Genomic DNA, 21,321 nt, shown 5'->3' with positions numbered 1-21,321 from the left:
ACGGGATCATTGCATGCTTCGATAATGATGGCAGAGGGAACCGGTAATACCAGGTTTTATTTTTTGCCTACCAATCCCCGTCATTTAAAATATTGTCCAGGTAGTCGTTATCCGGTTTCGTATAAATACCGGTAAGTATCTCGTAGGCTTCAATAAAATCATTGAGCAATGGGTTTTCCCGGTTGATGAGCATCGCATTCAAAATGGTTGTTTCCCCGGCGCGGATCATTCCTTTAAGATGTACAACTGAGCCGTCATTAAAGCGCCTGAACCAATTGGTAAACGTATAAAAACGCGCTTTTTCCCTGTTGTCGCTATAGTCACAGATATAGATTACCGCATTCTCGTTTTTACTTAAAAATGTTTTGAGGATGTTGGTCACTGTTACAGCAATACCCGGATCAGGGGGTACCCTGGTTAGGCCTTCAGGCTTAAACACCAGGTCGAGATTAAAGCCGAAAACCTTAGGGGCTAATTCGGGATATTCAGAAAAAGCAGCAGAAAAATCATAAAAATAACAATGGTATTCGTATTTGTAAGCAGTAACAAATGTGTAGTAGTCTGGTTTGTACGTTATATAATTATACGGTTGCAAATCTAAAACCTGCTTCTCTGAGTTCATCAAATGATAAACCATGTTCTCTTGCTGCGGTAATATATTTGCTCATTTCGAGGGCAACAAGTAATTTCTCTTTACCTTTTGCTTCCTGGGATTTTTTGGTAAAGTATTCAATTGTACGCTGCTGAAATGGTGCTTTTTCTAAAGATGTTTGCATTGTTTCAAATTTGATATAGCAAGTTACAACATTAAAATAAGTTCAGCAATAAATTCTTAAATAAGGATATAACCTGTTGTTATTCAGTTTCTGTCTACCCCCGCCACAACAAACTCCCATCCCCATAACTCAAAAAACGGAAATCGTTCGCCAGCGCATAGTCATAAACCTTCCGCCAGTCATCTCCAATAAAGGCTGCCACCAGCAGCAGCAGGGTAGAAGAGGGCTGGTGAAAATTGGTCACCAATGCATCGGCAATTTTAAAGGGATAACCCGGTGCAATAATGATCTGTGTTTTGGCAACGAGGGTACCGGAATGTTTTTCAGAAAGGTGTGCGGCCAGCGCCTCTAAGGCGTCCGTAACAGTATATTGTTGCAGGCTTTCCTCGTAAGGGTCCCACTGATCAACATGAGGCAGTTCACTGCTAAAGCAATCCGGATCCTGCAGCAGCTTTGCCCCCAGCCAGTACAGGGATTCCAGGGTGCGCAGAGAAGTAGTGCCAACGGCTATAAGCGGATGCCCCTGGTGGCCGGCGATCTTCCGGATCAGCCCGGGAGTTACAACAATGAACTCGGCATGCATTTCATGATCGTTCATTATGGCTGCTTTTACCGGTTTAAAGGTGCCTGCACCTACATGCAGGGTCACAAAATCAGTTTGAATATTTTTTGCATGTAATTTTTTCAGAACGTCTTCTGTGAAATGCAGGCCGGCGGTGGGCGCTGCTACAGACCCGTCATGCGCGGCATACACTGTCTGGTATCGCTCCTCATCCGCTTTATCTGCAATCCTCTTTATATAGGGCGGTAGCGGGATCTGCCCCGTGGCATGCAGGATCTCCGCAAAACTCAGGAATGCCGGTGTCCAGCTTAGTTCGATCAGGAAACTGTCACTGCGTTTTTCTATAAACCGTGCCTCAAGAACAGTTTCCCCTTTAGGACCGGCAATAGAGCGGGTAAGCACCTGTCCGCTTTTCCATTTTGAGGCCCCGCCAATGAGGCAGCACCACAACACTTTGCCCTGTTGTGCCATGGCGGTGGTAATATCCGCATAGCTTTCATGGGGCTCCAGGCAAAAGACCTCGATCTGGCCGCCGGTTGGTTTTTTAAACAGGATCCGGGCTTCTACTACCTTCGTGTTGTTAAAAACAGCCAGTGAATGCTCCGGGATGTATTGATCGATGTGCCGGTACGTACCGGTAGTTATAGTGCCTGCCTGGTAAACAAGCAGCCGGGAAGCGTCTCTCTGTGTTAACGGGAAGAATGCGATCTTTGCTTCGGGGAGCTCGTACGTAAAATCAGCAATATTCAGGTCCTTCGGATGCAAAATGAAACGGGTTTTAAAAATAAAGTGCAAGTTAGCTTATTTTTTGGGCCAGACCTGCCGCGTTGCTAAAACCTCCCGGGGCTGCACACCGCTAAAACTCTTTTTCGCCCATCTCGCTTTGAGGCAGATTGAGCTTCCTGTTGCGGCGGGAGAGATTGAAACCTACGGATAGCTGGAACTGGTCGGGCTCATAAATATAGTTGGTGGTGGTATAAAAATCTGTTCCATATGTGGTAATGCGCTGGCGGTTCGACTCCTTCATGCCGGCGTCGATATTCAGCCATTGCAGCTGGAAGTACCATCGTTTATCCTTTGTTGTTTTTTTAGCGGTAAAATGAGGCGTCAGAAAACGGCTGTCTTCACCCTGGGCGGTTATGCGTTCCGAGAGGTAATTGATGCTTAATTGCAGCAGCCAGTTGGCCGGAAGCGTGAACTGCTGACTGGTATTGATCGTGTATACCCAGCTGCTGTTGGAAACCGGTATCGTTCCGTTAAAAATTTCACCCGCAATTTTATATTTGTAAACGTTGCCTCCCAATACACATTGCCACCAGGGAGCCAGGTGCACACTGAGGTTGGTTTCCATACCTGTTTGAAAAGCCTTGCCCGCATTGGTAAATACCCGGTTGAGGATCGAATCGTTGTATACCTTATTGACCCGCTGTATGGGATTTTGGATCCGCTGATGATAGAGGGTCAGGAAGAACGAACCGCCTCCGAGCTTTTGCTCCCATCCCATTTCATAGGTACCCGTGAGCTCCGGCAACAGGCGTGGATCGCCCTGCTCCAGGGTTTCCGAGTGCTCCCGCTCCGGAAAAGGATTGAGCTCGTAATTATTGGTACGCTTGATCCTGCGGTTGTAGCCGGCCTTAAGCACGGAAAAATCCGTAAGCGCATAACGGAACTGTGCAGACGGAAAGAAATTATTGAGGGTAAGCTGCTGTTGTGCCTGGTCTTTTGAAAAACTCAGATCCCGTTCAGAATATTCCAGTCGTGCCCCCAGGTTATAGTTCAGTTTGCGGGCCAGTCCATTTAGTTGCAGGTATCCTGCGTGGATGCGGTTGCGGGTCTTTACACGGCTGGTAAACTCAGGATCGATCGTATAGTCCGGAGTCCCCTGGACCTTTGTGTAATAGGTAAAGTTCCCGTCCTGCAGATCATAACGGAACTGGTAACCGCCCAGCAAGGTAAGCTGTGTGCCCAGTTTTTGGGTGTAGTCTGCTTTTACGCGAAAGGCATTCAGCGGATTGCTGTTGGGGTTGTGCGTAAATTGTATGGTATCCGTAGTATTGGGGTAGTACAGGTTCCGGTTATAGGTATTGCCCGAAAGGCCGGCATGTTCATAAAGGGCACCCAGGGCAACGGAGGATGTTTTGCTGAACTTATGGGTATAGTCCAGGTTTGCCAGGCTGAACAACCCTTCTTTTTCCTGGGTGTTGGCGTTGTAATAGGTGAAAGGGGCCAATACTTCTCCGGTCCGGGTATCCTGCCGGTAATTATTGTACAGGAGGTCGGCTTCTCTTGACTGGAATTTTTTGCCCAGGTAGAACCCGGCACTGATGAGGTTGCGGGTATCCGCCTGGTAGCTGGCCGCCAGTCTTCCCCCGTAGTTGTAGCGTTTAAAACTACGCTCACCGTTGGAAGGGAATGCAGTTTTGATGCCATCCCGGATCGTATAAACGTCGCCCTCGCGATATCCTGCAATGTCATTCCGCAGGTAGTTCAGTCCACCGCTGATATCCCATTTGTTTTTGCGGTACCCGGCGCTGATATCGGCTCCGAACCGTTGTGGATGATGGGCGTTGTCAAAATCATTCACAGGCGGCATTCCGTACATTACGCCCGATTGCAGCATCCATCCATCCTCAACTCCGGTTTTGGTAATGATATTGATGGTGCCGGCCTTTCCATCGGCATCGTAAGCAGCCGAAGGGCTGGTAATGATCTCAATATTCTCAATGGCAGCAGCCGGTAACTGGCTTAGCACCGTGGCCGGGTCTCCCTGTGTAGGTTTGCCGTTAAGGAGTACCAGGAAGCTGGAAGAACCTCTGAAACTGATGGTACCCAATGCATTTACGGAAACCGAGGGCAGGTTCCGGACCAGGTCCGCTCCCGTTCCGGAGGAGGCGTTACCGAACTGTGCGGCATTATAAACCTGCCGGTCTACCTTAAAAGATACCGGGGGCTTTCTGCCCTGCACCACGATCGCTTCCAGAGACGTGGCAACGGGTTGCAGATAGATCGTATCCATATTGCGGACCGGCGAAGCAGGCAGCTCCAGTTTTCTCGTTTGGTAGCCCTTGTGGGATACCTGCAAGAAGGAGGGTGCTCCGGACGGTATCCGGATGGTGAAGCGACCATCCTTTTGAGAAGCAATGGCGGCGCCCGCCTGGTTGTTTTGATAAGAAATAACAGAAGCCGCCTCCAGTGGTGCATGCGTAGCGCTGTCTGCCACGATACCGGAAAGAGGATGCTGTTGCGCGGTTGCCTGAATATAAAAGCCAAGTGCCAGCAGCAGCCCGGAATATTTTTTCATTTTAAGAGAACGTATTTAGTGGTACGGGTCGGTAAGAGCGGTAAATATAATAAAAAGCCGGTACTGAAGCGGGATGAGCAATGCATAAAAAAGACGAAGCGTGCAGCTGGCATAGACCTGCATCGGGAAAGCTGCATAGAGCAGCGGAACCATTCTCGGACCGTTTCCTGCGGGCCGTCCCGCTGATCGGTTTCTGCAAATCCGCTGGGTGATCAGGGCATCGGCGGCAATTAAATGATACCGCAGGGCAAACGCATCCAAATTGGGTGAAAAGAGCACACCAGGAGCATTTTCAGGTACTGTAAGTGCCGCGTGTTTATAGCAAGGTATTAAAGAAAAAAGCCGGCTCCTGTAGGAGCCGTGTAAAATTTCGGGCCCAACAAACACGCGGCTCCTACAGGAGCCGGGTTGATAAAACAGCAGATTACTATAAACACGCTGCTCCTCCGGAGCTGAACAATGCTGAAATCAGATGCGTTTGCCCTGCATGTACCGCAGGCTTGAAAAAAGTTTTGTATATTCAACATACGGGTATCGGAACCGGCGTATGCTTGAGATAATGCCGCTGGCATCATCGGGACAACGTACAGCGGTGTTTCGGTATTCCGGGTTAGAACCGCCCGTAAGTAATGCATTGCCGGTAGCAGGCCGGCGCTGCAGGGCTAAAGTCCGCAAGGGCGATATAAATCATAGAAGATACAATGATCACAAAGAATGCATTTACAGCTCTTGCCCTTTCTTTTCCGGGAACCGAGGCCCGGCCACATTTTGAACGAATGGGGTTTAAAGTTACCGGCAGGCGTATGTTTGCAACCTACCTTGATAAAGATCATACCGCTAATATCTTTTTAAGCCCCGGGGAGCAGGCCGTTTTTTGCAGGATGGATCCCACCAATATTTATCCCGTTCCCAATAAATGGGGCGAAAAAGGCGCCACCACCTTTGCGCTCAGTTCCGTTGCGGTACAACTGGTTACAGAAGCCCTGCTGTCTGCCTATAATGAAATTGTGAAAAAGAAAAAATAGAGTGCCGGCGTAAGGCGGGGATTTCATTAAAAATCAGACGGATATAAAAAAGGCCTGCCCTGAAAAGAGCTGGCCGTTGCTAACCTATGAAAAACACTGGGGTAAAGGTACGAAAATTTTCATATATAAATAATATTTTTATTAAGAAATAAAATAATTTTTTTGCCCTTTACTGTTCCGGCCGCCCGACCCTGTTTTTATTATTCCCGGGGGATTTCCGATCTTTATATATGGTTCATTGCAACAATTAAAAGATGAGGCTCTGGTCGCTACATCCGAAGTACCTGGATGCCAGGGGGCTTGTTGCCCTCTGGCGGGAGACCCTGCTTGCCAAACATGTTCTGGAAGGCAGAACGGCCGGGTATAGGAATCATCCGCAGCTTAACCGGTTTAAAGGTCTGCAAAGACCAGTAGCGGCGATCAATGCCTATCTGACCACAGTATATGAAGAAGCATTGCGCAGAGGATACCGGTTTGACCAGACGAAGATCGGGAGGGCATCTTCAGCAATCCGGATAAAGGTACAGGAGGGGCAGCTGAACTATGAATTTCAGCACCTGCTGAAAAAACTAATGACCCGTGACCCGGAAAAATTCACGCAGCTTCAAAGTACTGCAGATATTGAAGCAAACCGGTTATTTGACGTTATTGCTGGTGGTATTGAAGCCTGGGAGGTCGTTTAGCGGCCCGGGATGTTGCAGGTAACCTGCTGTAGTGGCAGGGACAACTGTTGCTTATAAATAATACCGGTAACCAGAACGGCACGCGCCCGGTATACCGGCATTGCAATAAATCATCTTTATTATGCCATATATCAATTTACAGGTAACCCGGGGTATTACCCGGGATCAAAAGGAACAGATCGTACAACAGTTTACCGGAACACTGGTGAATGTCCTTGGCAAAAAGCCGGAGCATATTCATATTGTGATCCAGGAGATCGACGCGGAGAACTGGGGATTTTCAGGAATGTTGACGGATGACTACCGGAAAAAGACGGATAGTTCCGGATAGCCCGCAGGGACTACCGGGTATGGAAAAACGGAAATGTAATTCAACCGAATCACCCGGATGCTTTCAGCCGGATCGTTTTCCCGATATGGATCTGTTCCAGGAAATAAGGGTCATGTGATACCACGATCAGCGTACCCTTGTATTCATTAACGGCGGCTGTGAGGATCCCGATGTTCTGCAGGTCCAGGTTATTGGTCGGCTCGTCTAAAATGATGATATCCGGTGCATGGTTGCCAATGGTGAGGCAACAGAGCATCAGGCGCATGCGCTCCCCTCCGCTCAAGGTACCGCAGGGCTTGTTCCAGTATTCCGGTGTAAACAGGAACCGGTTCAGCCGGATCTTTACTTCGTGTTCCTGCAGGGCAGTTGTATTGAATTGTAGGGCCTGTTCGTAAACGCTCAGCGTATTATTGATAAGGGAGTAATCCTGGTCGATATAAACCGCTTGACTTTCGGCCCGGTAAAGGGTGCCGGTTCGGGGAGCGCGTGTCCCTGTTATGAGCTGGAGCAGGGTGCTTTTACCGGAACCGTTCAGTCCCTGAAGGGCGATCCGTTCTCCGCTGAGGATCTGGAACGAAAGGGGCTTGCTCCACAGGGGCTGTGTGCTGTATCCATAGTTGATCGCCGCGGCGGTAACCAGCACTTTGCCTTTGTGCAAGGAAGAATGTTCCCATCCCATTTTCATTTTATCTGCGTCCGGTAACGCGGAGCGCAGCTCCCGGAGTTCCTGTGAGATACTTCCTGTTTTTTCGGCATGTGCGTTGCTGATTCTGGCGGTACTGCGTTCTGCGTTGTTTCGGAGCGTATTCATCATAATGCGGGCAACACCGGCTTTCTCCTGTTTGGCTTTTCCGCGTGCATCCAGCTTTTGCTGGCGTTCCAGTGTCTCCCGCTCTTTTTCGCGGGCTTTCCGGAGCGCTTTTTCCCTGTTTTGGATGTCCTGGTTCAGAGATTCCTGTGCCATTTTTTTTTGCGCTGTATAAAAATCGTAATTACCACCGTAAACCGTGATGCCCCGTTTGTCCAGCTCAAAAACCGTGTTTAACAGATTCAGCAATACCCGGTCGTGGCTTACAACGATGAGGGTTGCCTGTGTGGATTGTATAAAACGATATAACAATTGCCGGCCCCCTGCATCCAGGTGGTTGCTGGGCTCATCTAAAAGAATGAACCCGGGCTGGTGAATGCTCATCCCGGCCAGGAATACTTTTGTCTTCTGACCACCGCTCAGGGTTTGCATGGGTTGCGACAGGTCGAGATCCTCCAGTTCCCAGTATTGCAGCGCCTCGGTACACCGCTCTTCAATGGTCCAGTCATCATCAAGTGCTGTGAAGTTTTCTTCTGATGTATGACCGCTGAGTATGGCTTTCAGCGCATTCCTTTTGCTTTCAACACCCAGTGCCCGGGCAATAGTAAAATGGTTGTATTGCCCAAATGCCTGGGGTACATAGTAGGGGTGTGGATCTGGATCAATATGCCCGGCCGAAGGCCGCAGCTGGCCTGCGATCACCCGGAGCAGGGTTGATTTTCCGGCTCCATTGTTGCCGATCAGCGCTGCTTTATCATGGCGGTTGACCGTAAGATGAAGATTACTGAAGAGGGGCTCTTTATCGGGATGGGTATAAGACAGGTTCTGAAGTGTCAGCATGTTTCTTTCTTTAAGGATTGGATAAAATAACAGCCTGGTCGGGCCTTGTTCCTGTTGTCTTAAAAGAAAGAGTTGATTACATGTGCTTATGAAATAAGATTGCGTTGAGGTGCAAAGGTACGGATTTTACCTGGTTGTAGCAAACAGGCTCTGTCTCAGGGGGGCGCATTCCAAATTGTAATGTCATGCTGCTTCGATAGCGATCGGATGTTCGTCGGATTAATTTTTGCCGGTAGGGGATTGCCGGTAACCATGGCATAGGATTGGTACTGCTTCTGTTAATGTCGTTTCCTTAAGCATCCGGGATCCAGAGGTCCTGTTTTATGAAAGGGACATTCGATGAACCCTGCGTGAAATGCGTGGTTCATGATCAAGATCCCTGGTTGAACCCCAACGGGGTTCAATGCAAACCGATCGTAAACGAGCCGGCGGTAACACCGCCGCCAATACAGCCATAACCCCATTCGGGGTTAGCTGTTTAGCTTGACGCACATGCGATAGCTAACGGGGTTATTGTATGTGCATCCTGAAGATGTCATCCCGGACCATGTATTCCTGAATTTATTTCAGGGTCTGTTCCTGTCTCATCTTGTATGCCTATCGTCGTTCAATAGACCCGGAAACAAGTGATGTGTTACATCGCGTTTATAGGAATGCGACCATTTGGACAGCATCCCGGCAAAGGGCCCCTGCAGATAGTGCGTGATTTTACCTATATTTATAAGTACAGATCGCATTATGGCAAAGTTTTCAGGCAAACAATTGTGGCGCAGCTATTCCGGTATCATTTTGCTGCTGGCGGGGATGGTTGCAGGGGGGATAACCGGTGTTTTCTTTCCCAAAATAGTTCCTGTTTTGAAGCCGGTGGGTGATATCTTCCTGAACCTGCTTTTTGTTACGGTGGTGCCCCTGGTTTTTTTTGCCATTGCCGTATCTGTTGCGGCCATTGAGCAAAAGAACCGGCTGGGGCGGATATTGGCGGCAATGGCCATAACGTTCCTGGCCTTTGTGCTCCTGGCAGCAGTTTTTACCATCTTGATGGCCTGGCTGTTTCCCCCGGCGATACCGATGGCAGACCAGGGGGCCGCAGCTATGGTTCCGGAGGGCGATCACCGGAACTGGGGAGAGCGCCTGGTGGCATTTTTTACGGTAGGAGAATTTTACCAGTTGCTGTCGCGGCAGAATATGCTGGCATTGCTGGTATTTGCCTTGCTGCTCGGGACAGCGGTGCGCCGGTCGGGGCCAAAAGCAAAACCCTTTCTCGATTGGTTGGTGGCCGGCAATGAGGTAATGAAGAACCTGCTGCTGCTGATCATGAAAGGAGCGCCGGTAGGACTGGGTGCATATATTGCTTACCAGGCTGCCGACCTGGGACCACAGTTGTTTGGGTTTTATGCAAAGCCGATGGCATTATATTATGGAACCGGCATCCTGTACTTTTTTATCTTTTTTACATTATATGCTTTTGTTGCCAATGGCCGTAAAGGGATACGCCTGTTCTGGAAAAATAATATGGTGCCGTCTCTTACGGCTGTAAGCACCTGCAGCAGCCTCGCTACCATGCCGGCAAACCTGGTTGCTGCTGACCGTATCGGTATCCCCGCGTCCGTTGCCAATGTTGTGATCCCGCTGGGCACCACGTTACATAAAAACGGATCGTCCATTTCAGCGATTGTCAAGATCTACGTGGTATTCCAGATGCTGGGGTGGAATTTTTTTGATCCGCAGCATCTTATCCTCGCCCTGGGGATCACGGTGCTGTGCAGTATGGTAGAAGGCGGGATCCCGAACGGGGGATACATCGGTGAGTTGTTGATGATTGCTGCCTATCGTCTGCCTGCGGAGACTGTGCCCGCGGTAATGATCATCGGCACCCTGGTAGATCCGCTGGCCACCGTTCTGAATGCAACCGGTAATACCGTTGCTGCAATGGTAGTGACCCGGCTCACAGGCGCAAAATTTCAGGTTAAGGCTGGATTAGAGGTTTGATATGGGAACCTTTTACTTTTGACAGATCAGTTGCGGGGCGAGACGTGAAATGTTGTTGGTTGGGTGATGGATTGATGCAGGCTTCGTTTTGCTTCTTACAGGGTGCCATGCGGGGCTCATGTTACATTTCAATGAATTCGGGTATTTGGAATTTAGTGCTTATAATATAGATTCCCGATCCTATCTTAGCAGCTATGAATCGGAAAACCTTTGTGCAATCTTCATTAACGCTGCTGGCGGCGGCGGGTATGCCGGCGGCCATGGTCAACGCCGGCGTTACGGGAACCGATAATAAGGGCATCATCCCTCCCTATCTGAAACCCGGCGATATGATCGGCATTACGGCCCCCGCAGGATTTATCATGCGGGAGGGGATCCTGCCCGCAGCTACACTGATGCAGCAATGGGGCTTTAAGGTACGGCTGGGCTATACCATCGGTAAGCGGGATTTTACATTTGGGGGCACCGATGCAGAACGCAGGGAGGACCTGCAGAAGATGCTCGACGACCCGGAGATAAAAGCCATTATGTGTGCCCGCGGGGGCTACGGGTCCGTAAGGATCGTGGATGAGCTGAACTGGGACCGGTTTAAAGCCCGTCCGAAATGGATCATCGGGTTCAGCGATATTACGGTACTGCATGCCCATATTAACCGGAATTTCGGGATTGCTTCTATTCATTCCAAAATGTGCAACAGCTTCCCGGATATCTGGGAAACGGCAGATCCGTTGCAGAAAGATACGATCGAATCGATCCGGAGGGCGCTGACGGGTGAAAAAATGAGCTATACAGCGGAAGCGTTTAATAAATTAAACAGACCGGGAACGGCCATGGCTCCGCTGGTGGGCGGTAATCTTAAAACGATCGAGACCCTTGCCGGATCTGCGTCGGATATCAATACTTATGGCCGGATCCTGTTTGTGGAAGATACGGGCGAATACCTGTACAGTATTGACCGTATGTTCTGGAACCTGAAGCGTACGGGCAAGTTATCAGGATTGGCAGGGCTGATCGTTGGCGGAATGAAGATCAAACAGGATCCGCTGGATGAGCAGTTCGGCAAAAATATCTATGATATCGTGCTGGAGAAAGTAAAAGCGTATAACTACCCTGTTTGTTTCGATTTTCCGGTGGGGCACCAGATCAATAATTATGCATTGCGCTGTGGCGTTGAGCACCGGTTATCGGTCACTGCAGACGGAGCCACCTTAACCAGTATATAAAGTATCATATGAAGCGTATAATATTACCTCCTTCTTTGAAAAAAGGCGACACGATCGGGATCGTGTGTCCTGCAGGCTATATGGATGCGGCTAAAGCGGCAACATGTATACGTGTGCTGCAACAGTGGGGGTTTGTCGTAAAGACAGGGCAAACACTGGGTGGACCCTCTGCCAGCTATTTTTCGGGAACGGATGAGGAACGACTGCTGGACCTGCAGCAGATGCTGGACGACGATGGTGTGCAGGCCGTGCTTTGCGGCCGCGGCGGCTATGGTATGGGACGGATCATTGATGGGATCAATTTCAGGAAATTCCGGAAAAGGCCCAAATGGGTGATCGGATACAGCGATATCACTATTTTTCACAATCATATTGTTCGCAATTTCGGTATTGCAGGGCTGCATGCTCCCATGGCCGCAGCATTTAACGACAATGGCTACCGGAACCGGTATGTACAGTCGTTGCGCCAGGCGCTTAGCGGCATGAAGGCCTGCTACAGAGTACCCGGTTCGGGGTACAACCGGGCCGGTACGGCAACCGGGCAGCTTGCAGGAGGAAATCTTTCGCTGCTGGTCAATGCCATCGGCACCCGGTCAGATATGTCAACCAAAGGAAAGATCCTGTTTATTGAAGATATCGGCGAACAGAAATACAGTATCGACCGCATGCTGTACCAGATGAAACGCAGTGGAAAGCTAAGCCAGCTGGCGGGCCTTATCTTCGGCCGCTTTACCGATCTGCAGGACACCACACGCCCTTTTGGAGAGGATCTCAAAGACCTGCTTTGGGATAAAGTGAAGGAATATGGTTACCCCGTTTGCTTTGATTTTCCGGTTAGCCATGATAAGGAAAATTACGCGTTGAAAGTAGGAGGAAGTTACCGCCTTGCTATTGATAAAAGGGTAGTGCTGGAAGAGATCTGATCCCTTATTGGTATCACCGGAACACAAAGGGGGATCTTTGCAGGGGCATTTTCAGTGAACGGCCAAGGCGGGGCCGGCGTTTCCGTACTTTTGTCGTATATAGTTAGAATCAATCATTTGTTTATCTTTATAGATAAAACAGATAATTATGACCTTGCAGCAGTTGGAATACATCATTGCCGTGGATGTGCACCGGAACTTTATAAAAGCTGCGGATTCCTGTTATATTACCCAGCCCACATTGAGTATGCAGATACAGAAGCTGGAGGAAGAGCTGGGGGTGAAGATCTTTGACCGAAGCAAACTGCCGGTGGTGCCCACGTCTACAGGGCAGGGCATACTGGAGCATGCACGGCGCGTGCTGCACGCGCGTAATGAGCTGAACCGGTTTATTGAAGACCAGAAGGGAAAGATCTCCGGTCAGTTGCGCATCGGGATCATTCCTACGCTGGCGCCCTACCTGCTTCCCATCTTTGTTCCTGCTTTTATAAAAAAATACCCGGATATTAAGCTGATCATTCATGAGCTGATGACCGAGCTGATCGTTTCTTATCTGAAAGATGAAAAAATTGATGCCGGGATCCTGGTAACCCCGCTGAGCGAGCCCGGCATTACGGAACACGTATTGTTTTACGAAGAACTGATGGTATTTACCTCTAAGAAGAACCGGGCGTATGAAAAACAGTATATCCTGCCCCGGGATATCGATACCAGCAAACTCTGGCTGCTGGAGGAGGGCCATTGTTTCCGCTCGCAGATCCTTTCCATCTGCGAATTGCAGCAGCAGAGTAAAGAACATTCCGGTCTGGAATATGAAGCCGGCAGCCTGGAAACCCTGAAGCGTATGGTGGAGATCAGCGATGGTGTAACGATCGTGCCGGAGCTGGTGACCCTGCAGATGCCCAAAAGCCAGCAACAGCTGATCCGGCATTTTAAAAAGCCCGTTCCCGTAAGGGAAGTAAGCCTGGCCGTGCACCGCGATTTTCTGAAGGAAAAGCTGGTAAAAGCACTGCGTGATGAGATCCTCCTGGCCGTGCCGGAGCAGCTGAAGAAAAAGCCTTCGCCTAATGTGATCCCGATCGGATGAGGCAGGAGTAATTTGAAAATTTGGAAATGAGAGAATGAGTCAATGGGCAATAATGCACAGATCTTCGGGTATGAAAAATCTGACCTGGAACCTGAAGCCGGCAACAGCTTTGATCCTTCAGTTTTCAGCGATCAGCCTTCAGTCGATTGCGCCGGGATAGGAGCGTTGCCCGCTTGCATCAAGTATAAAACGGCACCTAACACGGAACCTGAAACATGCCGTTAACGTTCAGCATCCTGAAAATCGTTTTGTATGTCGGAAAAAAATCCTGGTTCCCCGGTCTCCCTGTCCTCCCAGTTGAAGTGAATGGTGAATAGGCAACGGCAATAGATTATCGAGTGCAAAACGGAATCTAACCTGGAACTTTGAACATTAAGAGCCTGTTTAAAATTTATTCAATGGCTTTATTATGGCTGTTTTGGGCTGCAACTACGTTAAATTTTTCGCCATAGTGGCCTACTATGCCTGCAAAATTTTCCTTGTTTCGCTCCAAAATAGCTTCATAATAAGTTCCATCAATAAAATTTAAACAGGCTCTAAACCTGGAACAAAAAAATTGTTACTCCGGATCCTGGATCCTGTTCAGCTTAACGCTCGTAAGGGGCGCTACAATCAGCGGGAACTTTTCCACCGTTACATTGGAAAGATCCAGCCCGAATCCTTTTTCCTCGGAAAGACTGATCTGCTTGATCAGGAAATGCAGCTTCATGATGATCTTTTCCATAAAGGGCAGATCATTATCCGGGCTGAGGTATTTTTCCATTACCATAAACTGGAAATCGCCTACCGTATTACTGCTGGCCAAACTTTCATAGCGGCTGATAATGTTCACCTCATTATTCACGACCAGGTCTTCCACCACCTTTTTGAACATGATATTGATACGGGGCTGTATGCGGAATCCCAGCCGGAAATCGATGCGGATGATATCATTGGGGATAATGTGCTCCACTTTGTATTCAGCGGTATAAGGGTCATCCAGGGTGTCTACGTGTACAAACCAGTAAATATCGGCCCGTTTGGGTTTTTTATTCAGGATTGAGTAGATGATCTTATGCTCGATCTCTTTTGGATTGTCGGCACTGGTCAGATAGATCAGGTGCGTGGCATATTTGGCGATGGAGCGGTCGGCGCTGAGCTCCTGCATTTTGGGGATGTAGTGTTCCATACGCACGAACTCCACATAACGGTTCTTGATCTTCCTGGCGCGGTACCAGACATACATCACCATAAACATCAGGCCGCCGATCATCACCGTAATATAACCGCCATGCACAAATTTGGCAAGCAGGGCTATAAGATAGGCGATCTCGATGATGAGGTAGCCTGCAATGAAGATATACACCCAAAGCGGTTTAATCCTTTTCAGTACCAGGTAATTGGCAAAAAGAATGGTAGTGGTGAGCATGGTAACAATAATGGCCAGACCATAAGCCGCTTCCATGCGGGACGATTGCTGGAAGTAAAGCACTACCCCTACACAGCCCACAAACATCAGTGAGTTAATAGCGGGGATAAACAGCTGCCCCTTGGCCTCAGACGGGTAGCGGATCTTGACCTTGGGCCACAGGTTTAAGCGCATGGCTTCGCTGATAAGCGTATAGGCTCCGGAGATCATAGCCTGGCTGGCAATGATGGCTGCCGTGGTGGCAATGATAACACCGGGCACAATAAACCATTCCGGCATCAGGTTAAAAAAGGCGTTAATCCCCAGTGTTTTTTTAACAGATTCTGTGATCGTAAGCCCGCTGTGGTGCGACAACAGGTACGCTCCCTGTCCAAAATAGTTGAGCAGCAGGCAGCATTTTACATATATCCAGGACACCCGGATGTTTTCGCGGCCGCAATGCCCCAGGTCGCTGTAAAGCGCCTCCGCACCCGTGGTACAGAGAAAAACCGCTCCCAGCAGCCAGAACCCGTGCGGGTACCGGATCAGGAAATCAATGGCATAATGCGGGCTCAGGGCACGGAATATAGAAACATCATCAAAAAGATGGATGACGCCAAAAATGGCCAGCATCGTGAACCAGAGGAACATCACCGGCCCAAAGATCTTACCGATGGAAGCCGTGCCAAATTGCTGCAAGAAAAAGAAAGCGCAAAGGATACAAAGAACAATAATGACAACAGTGTTGGTAGACATATGCCGGAGCGAGGGCAGGATGGATAAACCTTCAACGGCAGAGGTGATGGTCATAGGTGGGGTAATAATCCCGTCGGCGATCATGGCCGCACCACCGATCATGGCGGGGATGACCAGCCATTTTCGTCGCCGCCGCACCAGGGCAAACAGGGCAAAAGTACCGCCCTCCCCCCGGTTGTCGGCTCTTAAAATAAGCACTACGTATTTTATCGTGGTCTGCAGCGTAAGGGTCCAGATGATGCAGGAGAGGGACCCTATAACCAGCAGCTCGTTCACCTCCCGGTTCCCGATAATGGCGTTAAACACATACAATGGAGACGTGCCTATATCCCCGTAAATAATCCCTAAGGCAACCAGCAGGCCGGCGGCCGTCATTTTGTTTGTAGAAGCTTTCACTTGCTATGAGTCCTTTTTATTCTGCGATAAAGCAGCAAAGTTTAGATAAAGATTAATAAACAAAAAACTTATTTTATTACCGCCTTTCACTATATTTTTCCCCCTGTAACAGGCTTTGTTAAAAGCCCGCAGGGTATGAAAAGAAAGCTGTAACTTTATAATTGAATATTAAAAAGATTTATGAAAAAGTTGATTTTTAGTCTGTTACTGCTCTGTTTCAGCCTTATAAACGTTGCAAATGCACAAACTATTGTGTATGCCGAAGCAAATAAGGCAGATGTGCAACGGATGAATTTTGAAATCCTGGGAAAACTGGCCAACAACTATCTCATCTATAAAGAAGTTAAAGGAAAGCATCAGATCAATGTTTTTAACGAAAGTATGCAGTTACTGGAATCTGTTCCGGTTACCATGCTCCCCAAAAAGGGTGACCTGCTGGATCTGACCTTTTACCCCTTCCATAATTATGCCTACCTGCTTTACCAGTTTCAGCAGGGGAGTACGGTTTACTGTAATGCTGTAAGGATTGAAGCCAACGGAAAGATCCTGGGGGAGCCGGTTACGCTGGATACTACGATCATTGCTTATAAGGCAGACCGGAAGATCAATAGCTCTGTAAAAAGCAGCGACGGCAGCAAGATCCTGTTATTTAAGATCAATAAAAAGGACCCGGCACATCATGTTTTCAAAACCCGGCTTTTTGACGGCGAGCTGAACCTGGTCAAAGAAAGCCGTTATACCCTTCCGATGGTAAAGGGCGGCGATTTCCTGAATGGCTACAGCCTGGCAGATAACGGGGATTTTGCCTTTATTAAGTATAACCGGCTTAGTAGCGGCAACATACAGGATGCCGCGCTGATTGTGAAACCGGAGAACAGCGATATTTATAAAGAATACCCGCTCTCAATCAACGATCTTTTCCTCGACGATATCAAACTGAAGGTGGATGAAGGCAATAACCGCTATTTAATGACCTCTTTTTATGCCACGCAAAAAAGAGGAAATATTGCCGGTATTTATAACTATGCCCTGAGCCTTGATCAGCGCGGGAAATTATTTGAGACGGTTACGCCCTTCAATGATGAGCTGAAGAAAAAGATGGGCGGGAAAGGCGGAAGTAAAACCGCCTTTAATGACCTGTTCATAAACAGCATTGTCATACACCGGAATGGTGGTTTTTCTGTTGGGGCAGAAGCGCTTTATACAACCAATGCCGGCGGTATGTGGGACCGGTGGAACTACTGGGGCGGTCCTTATGGATTTTATGGCTCCTATGGTTTTTACGGAGGCTGGGGCGGCTGGGGCCCGTGGGGCGGAGGATACTGGTCGCCGTATTACTATTATTCCCCCTTCTTCTACAGGAGCTACTGGTGGGGGCCCGGTTACGGCTATGGCGGGTACGCACGGTATCACGCCGGTAATATCGGGGTATTCTCTTTTGACAGGGAAGGCAACCGGACAACGGAAAATATCATTTTCAAGAACCAATCGGAAATGGAAACGGATGGTACCATTTCGTACCAGGTATTGCTGAAAGGGGACCAGATGCATTTTGTGCTGAACCGTGCCGGGAAAATTTCAGACCTGGATGATGTAATCATTACAGAAGACGGGCAGATGACCGAAGCAGAGCCGGTAGAAGCAAAGGATAAATATGTAGATTTTATGCCGCGGTATGGGAAACAGGTGGGACCCAACAGCATGATCATTCCCTACTTATATAAAAAGAGCATTTCTTTTGCAAAAGTAGCGTTCTAAGCCCTCGTAAAGCGGTAGTATTTCACGGATTATGACTGACTGTTATTGTGATTGGAGTTTTTAAACAAAAGAACCCGGGAAATCTTATTATGATTTTCATTCTGGGGCTGGTGCTCAAACTGCCCTGGCTGCTGCTGCCCGCTGCGGAAAACGGGGCTGTAGTGATCCGCCCGCAGGACGGGTTTCTCTATGACCGGCTGCTTCTGTTCCTGAAGCCTGTTGTGGCTGTTTTCCCGTCTTTTTATACCGTTTTGGCTTTTTTGCTGCTGTTCTGGCAGGCTTACCTGCTTACGAATTTTATCAATAACCAGCGGTTGGTGAATAAGGCTAATTACCTGCCGGGGATGGCGCTAATGCTGGTATCTTCATTTATACCGGAATTTAATTACTTATCGGCTCCGCTTATTGTATCCTTCCTGTTCCTCCTGTCTTTTATCTTTATTTTCAGGGCACATAGTCATCCCAATGCTAAAGGACTGATCTTTAATTGTGGCCTGGTACTGGGAGCCACCACCATGTTCTTTCAGCCGGCCGCGTTTTTTATTATCTGGGGATTGCTGGCCCTGGGCCTGTTACGACCTTTCCGTATCAATGAATGGCTGCTGTTGCTGGTCGGTTTTTTTACCCCCTATTATTTTTATTTGATCTACCTGTTTTTGTCGGATCAGTGGGCCACCGTGTATACCATGCTTGAGCCGTTTTCGGTAGGTATTAACCTGGGCAAACAGCCGCTCTGGTTTGCCGGGGCATTGTTCCTGACCATCCTGCCGCTGCTGGCAGGTGTTTATTCCATTCATGCACTTTCGTCAAAAATGCTGATACAGGTACGAAAGGGCTGGATGCTGTTTCTGATCTATTTTGTGGTGGCCGTTGGTATTGCCTTTGTGAACCCGGGCGCGGGGTTCACCAACTGGGTGCTGGTGCTGGTGCCCTGTGCGGCGGTACATGGTTTTGGATACCTGAACAGTGAAGTGCGGCTATACCCGGTGATTTCATTTTGGCTGACGGTAGGTTATATAATAGCTATTGAGATTGCAGGTTATGGCGGACGACCGGTGTTCCAGGTTTAAGGCGGGATGCTCACCCGAAACTTCGCATATGCGTCAGGGTAAGCGGCAAAATCCTGAATGGGGTTATGCCCGGATAGCCGGCGGTGTAACCGCCGGTTTATGGGCGATTTATTTGCATTGAGCCCCGGCCGGGGTTCAACCAGGCTCCGGATCATGAACCCTGCGTTTCACGCGTGGTTCATTACATACAACCCCTTAAGGGTTTATCATGGCAGCAGCCGGGAGAAACAGCGGTTTGGCGGTCAATTATAGGTAGAAAGGGTACCAATCTTTTGCCATGGTTATCCGCAATCTCATGTTCATGCTGGCCAAAATTAACCTGACGCAGATGCGAAACTTCGGGGCCCGGTTCTGGATGCTCGATTTTGACCAGGACAAACGCATCTGATTTCAGCATTGCTCAGCTCCGGAGGAGCATTGTATTTATAGCAAATGTGTTGTTTTAATTGGTCTGGCTCCAAAGGAGCCTCGTGTTTGTCGAGCCCTGACAATGTTACGCGGCTCCTGTAGGAGCCGGGGTTTGCTCTTTAACCCCTTGCTATAAACCAGGGACGCTTACAGTGCCTGATTGTGTTCCCGTTCCCGCTCTTTTCACCCAATTCAGATGCATTTGCCCTGCGATTCTGATCACCGGAAGCTGAAATAACCGTAGCTTTGGCTATCTTTGCAGTCTGGTTGAACCATAAAACGATATTTACATGAAGTTTGGAGTAGTTATATTCCCCGGTTCCAATTGCGACCGGGATATGTTGGATGCTTTACAGTATGATCTGAACCAGGAAGTAGTGCCGCTTTGGCATAAAAGCGAGGACATCAGCTCGTTTACCACGGAGGATTGCATCGTATTACCGGGCGGTTTTTCTTATGGCGACTACCTGCGGTGCGGGGCCATTGCCCGTTTTAGCCCGGTGATGAAACAGGTGATCGCATTTGCAAATGACGGGGGAAAAGTATATGGGGTCTGCAATGGATTCCAGATCCTGTGCGAGTCGGGCCTGCTGCCCGGTGCTTTATTGCGTAACGAACGGCAACAGTATATCTGCAAGAATATCTACATTAAACCCGGGGGATTTTATAGAGAGCAGCTGTTGGAAGATGCCGGGCGCTTCCAGGAGGTATATAAAATACCTATTGCACATGGAGAAGGCCGGTACTATGCCGATCCGGAAACCCTGGCGCAGCTGAAGGCCAACGGGCAGATCATCTTCCGCTACTGTGATGAAGCAGGCAATGAAACACCGGAAAGCAATCCCAATGGCGCTACCGACCATATTGCGGGGATCAGCAATGCGCAGCGGAACGTATTCGGGATGATGCCGCATCCCGAGCGGGCCTGCAGTGCTGTTCTGGGCAACGAAGATGGCAAAAAGATCCTGACTTCTTTATTGATGGCCGGGCAACTGGTTTCCTGAATAGCGCGTCCTTTATAAGAGGGTATTTTAGGTTTTTGTAAAGAAACCGGATGGTATCTTTGCATTTATAAGATCAAAAACAAAAGAAATGAAACGGATTCTATTGGGAGTATTGGCAATATGGGCTTTTGGAACTGCAATGGCACAAACAGACCCCGCCAGCTGGAAGTTTTCAGCAAAAAAAATAAGTGAAAAAGTATACGAGGTGCAGATGGTAGCAACTCTGAAGGGCGGTTGGCATCTTTATTCCCAAACACAGCCCAAAGATGCTATTGCCTATCCAACAAAGGTGGACTTTACCAATAATCCGCTGATTGTGCGCACCGGCGGCGTAAAGGAAGTGGGGAAAATGGAAAAATTTCATGATGCCAGCACCAAATCCACTACGCATCAGTATTCCAATACCGTAACTTTTGTACAGCGGGTAACCCTGAAGGCTGCGGCCAAAACATCCGTTTCCGGAACCGTGGAATACCAGACCTGTGATGATAAAAAATGCCTGCCTCCCAAGACCCTGCCTTTTAATATTCCATTGGGATAAACAGGAGCAACAACTATTTGAAAGGCCATCTTCAACAGATGGCTTTTATATTTTAGAGGGATTGCTGTACCATCACGAAGTCGCCTTTATCTGTCATGAAAGCCTGGAGCCTCTGGGCTTTTCTGATTAAAGCAACTGAAGCACAGGGCAGGGGCGCAGGACAAACGCATCTGATTTCAGCATTGCTCAGCTCCGGAGGAGCAGTGTGTTTATAGCAAATGTGTCGTTTTAATCAATCCGGCTCCTGCAGGAGCCGGGGTTTCCTCTTTAATACCTTGCTATAAACACGAGGCACTTACAGTGCCGGAAAATGCTTCTGGAGCGCTCTTTTCACCCAATTTATAATGAACCGGGATCAATTTTATTAAAATGCGTAATTACTAGTGGTTTGTGAGGACACCAATGCTATTAAAATAAGGCGTATAATCACCTTATGGGGAAAAACGCCTTATT

General features: G+C 48.7%; 17 protein-coding genes. 11 read left to right on the top strand and 6 right to left on the bottom strand.

Annotation, left to right across the window (positions count from 1 at the left end):
* Nucleotides 1–67 precede the first annotated feature (67 nt).
* From BLS44_RS12095 to BLS44_RS12080, 4 genes are all read right to left on the bottom strand, one after another.
* Nucleotides 68–595 (bottom strand): DUF6169 family protein, encoded by a 528-nt coding sequence (locus tag BLS44_RS12095; protein WP_090390348.1) that lies wholly within the window; start codon nt 593–595, stop codon nt 68–70.
* The gene (locus BLS44_RS12090) at nt 582–776 is read right to left on the bottom strand and encodes a hypothetical protein (RefSeq protein WP_090390347.1); all 195 of its coding nucleotides are present in this window, start codon (nt 774–776) and stop codon (nt 582–584) included. Before BLS44_RS12090 ends, BLS44_RS12095 begins: the two co-directional genes overlap by 14 nt.
* Nucleotides 777–870: 94 nt before the next feature.
* Entirely contained in the window at nt 871–2,103 is a 1,233-nt protein-coding gene (locus BLS44_RS12085) for an S-adenosylmethionine:tRNA ribosyltransferase-isomerase (protein WP_176954403.1), read from the bottom strand.
* Between the two features lie 91 nt (nt 2,104–2,194).
* Nucleotides 2,195–4,639 carry a TonB-dependent receptor gene (locus BLS44_RS12080; protein WP_090390345.1) on the bottom strand — a complete coding sequence of 815 codons (2,445 nt, stop codon included), beginning with the start codon at nt 4,637–4,639 and terminating at the stop codon, nt 2,195–2,197.
* A 701-nt stretch (nt 4,640–5,340) separates the two neighbouring features.
* Between BLS44_RS12080 and BLS44_RS12065 the strand changes: the two genes are divergently transcribed.
* From BLS44_RS12065 to BLS44_RS12055, 3 genes are all read left to right on the top strand, one after another.
* Nucleotides 5,341–5,664, top strand: coding sequence for an MmcQ/YjbR family DNA-binding protein (locus tag BLS44_RS12065; RefSeq protein ID WP_090390342.1), 324 nt, complete (start codon nt 5,341–5,343; stop codon nt 5,662–5,664).
* 254 nt (nt 5,665–5,918) lie between these two features.
* The gene (locus BLS44_RS12060) at nt 5,919–6,347 is read left to right on the top strand and encodes a pyrimidine dimer DNA glycosylase/endonuclease V (protein WP_090390341.1); all 429 of its coding nucleotides are present in this window, start codon (nt 5,919–5,921) and stop codon (nt 6,345–6,347) included.
* A 121-nt stretch (nt 6,348–6,468) separates the two neighbouring features.
* Nucleotides 6,469–6,678 (top strand): tautomerase family protein, encoded by a 210-nt coding sequence (locus tag BLS44_RS12055; RefSeq protein ID WP_090390340.1) that lies wholly within the window; start codon nt 6,469–6,471, stop codon nt 6,676–6,678.
* A gap of 49 nt (nt 6,679–6,727) precedes the next feature.
* Here BLS44_RS12055 and abc-f read toward each other — a convergent pair whose 3' ends face one another.
* Nucleotides 6,728–8,326 carry a ribosomal protection-like ABC-F family protein gene (gene abc-f / locus BLS44_RS12050; protein WP_090390339.1) on the bottom strand — a complete coding sequence of 533 codons (1,599 nt, stop codon included), beginning with the start codon at nt 8,324–8,326 and terminating at the stop codon, nt 6,728–6,730.
* 738 nt (nt 8,327–9,064) lie between these two features.
* Here abc-f and BLS44_RS12045 point away from each other — a divergent pair.
* The 4 genes from BLS44_RS12045 (at nt 9,065) to BLS44_RS12030 (ending at nt 13,548) form a co-directional block, all read left to right on the top strand.
* Complete coding sequence (locus BLS44_RS12045; protein WP_090390338.1) at nt 9,065–10,315, top strand: dicarboxylate/amino acid:cation symporter; 1,251 nt, start codon at nt 9,065–9,067, stop codon at nt 10,313–10,315.
* 194 nt (nt 10,316–10,509) lie between these two features.
* Complete coding sequence (locus tag BLS44_RS12040) at nt 10,510–11,538, top strand: S66 peptidase family protein (RefSeq protein WP_090390337.1); 1,029 nt, start codon at nt 10,510–10,512, stop codon at nt 11,536–11,538.
* 8 nt (nt 11,539–11,546) lie between these two features.
* On the top strand, nt 11,547–12,461 hold the full coding sequence (locus tag BLS44_RS12035) for a S66 peptidase family protein (protein WP_090390336.1): 915 nt from the start codon (nt 11,547–11,549) through the stop codon (nt 12,459–12,461).
* Nucleotides 12,462–12,609: 148 nt separating this feature from the next.
* A complete protein-coding gene (locus BLS44_RS12030) occupies nt 12,610–13,548 on the top strand; it encodes a hydrogen peroxide-inducible genes activator (protein ID WP_090390335.1) in 939 nt (312 codons plus the stop codon).
* Between the two features lie 559 nt (nt 13,549–14,107).
* Here BLS44_RS12030 and BLS44_RS12020 read toward each other — a convergent pair.
* Nucleotides 14,108–16,087: a KUP/HAK/KT family potassium transporter gene (locus BLS44_RS12020; RefSeq protein WP_449578686.1), complete on the bottom strand. Its 1,980-nt coding sequence runs from the start codon at nt 16,085–16,087 to the stop codon at nt 14,108–14,110.
* A 180-nt stretch (nt 16,088–16,267) separates the two neighbouring features.
* Here BLS44_RS12020 and BLS44_RS12015 point away from each other — a divergent pair, with 180 nt between their 5' ends.
* The 4 genes from BLS44_RS12015 to BLS44_RS12000 all read left to right on the top strand — a co-directional run bounded on the left by BLS44_RS12015 (nt 16,268) and on the right by BLS44_RS12000 (nt 20,868).
* On the top strand, nt 16,268–17,845 hold the full coding sequence (locus tag BLS44_RS12015) for a hypothetical protein (protein ID WP_090390333.1): 1,578 nt from the start codon (nt 16,268–16,270) through the stop codon (nt 17,843–17,845).
* Nucleotides 17,846–17,934: 89 nt separating this feature from the next.
* The gene (locus tag BLS44_RS12010) at nt 17,935–18,915 is read left to right on the top strand and encodes a hypothetical protein (RefSeq protein WP_245729194.1); all 981 of its coding nucleotides are present in this window, start codon (nt 17,935–17,937) and stop codon (nt 18,913–18,915) included.
* A 698-nt stretch (nt 18,916–19,613) separates the two neighbouring features.
* Entirely contained in the window at nt 19,614–20,327 is a 714-nt protein-coding gene (gene purQ, locus BLS44_RS12005; protein WP_090390331.1) for a phosphoribosylformylglycinamidine synthase subunit PurQ, read from the top strand.
* A gap of 88 nt (nt 20,328–20,415) precedes the next feature.
* On the top strand, nt 20,416–20,868 hold the full coding sequence (locus tag BLS44_RS12000; protein WP_090390330.1) for a protein-disulfide reductase DsbD domain-containing protein: 453 nt from the start codon (nt 20,416–20,418) through the stop codon (nt 20,866–20,868).
* Nucleotides 20,869–21,321 lie beyond the last annotated feature (453 nt).

Source organism: Niabella drilacis (assembly GCF_900101395.1).
Classification (GTDB): Bacteria; Bacteroidota; Bacteroidia; order Chitinophagales; family Chitinophagaceae; genus Niabella; species Niabella drilacis.
The sequence above is the reverse complement of the archived record's forward strand: the minus strand, read 5'-3'. Positions and strand labels throughout refer to the sequence as shown.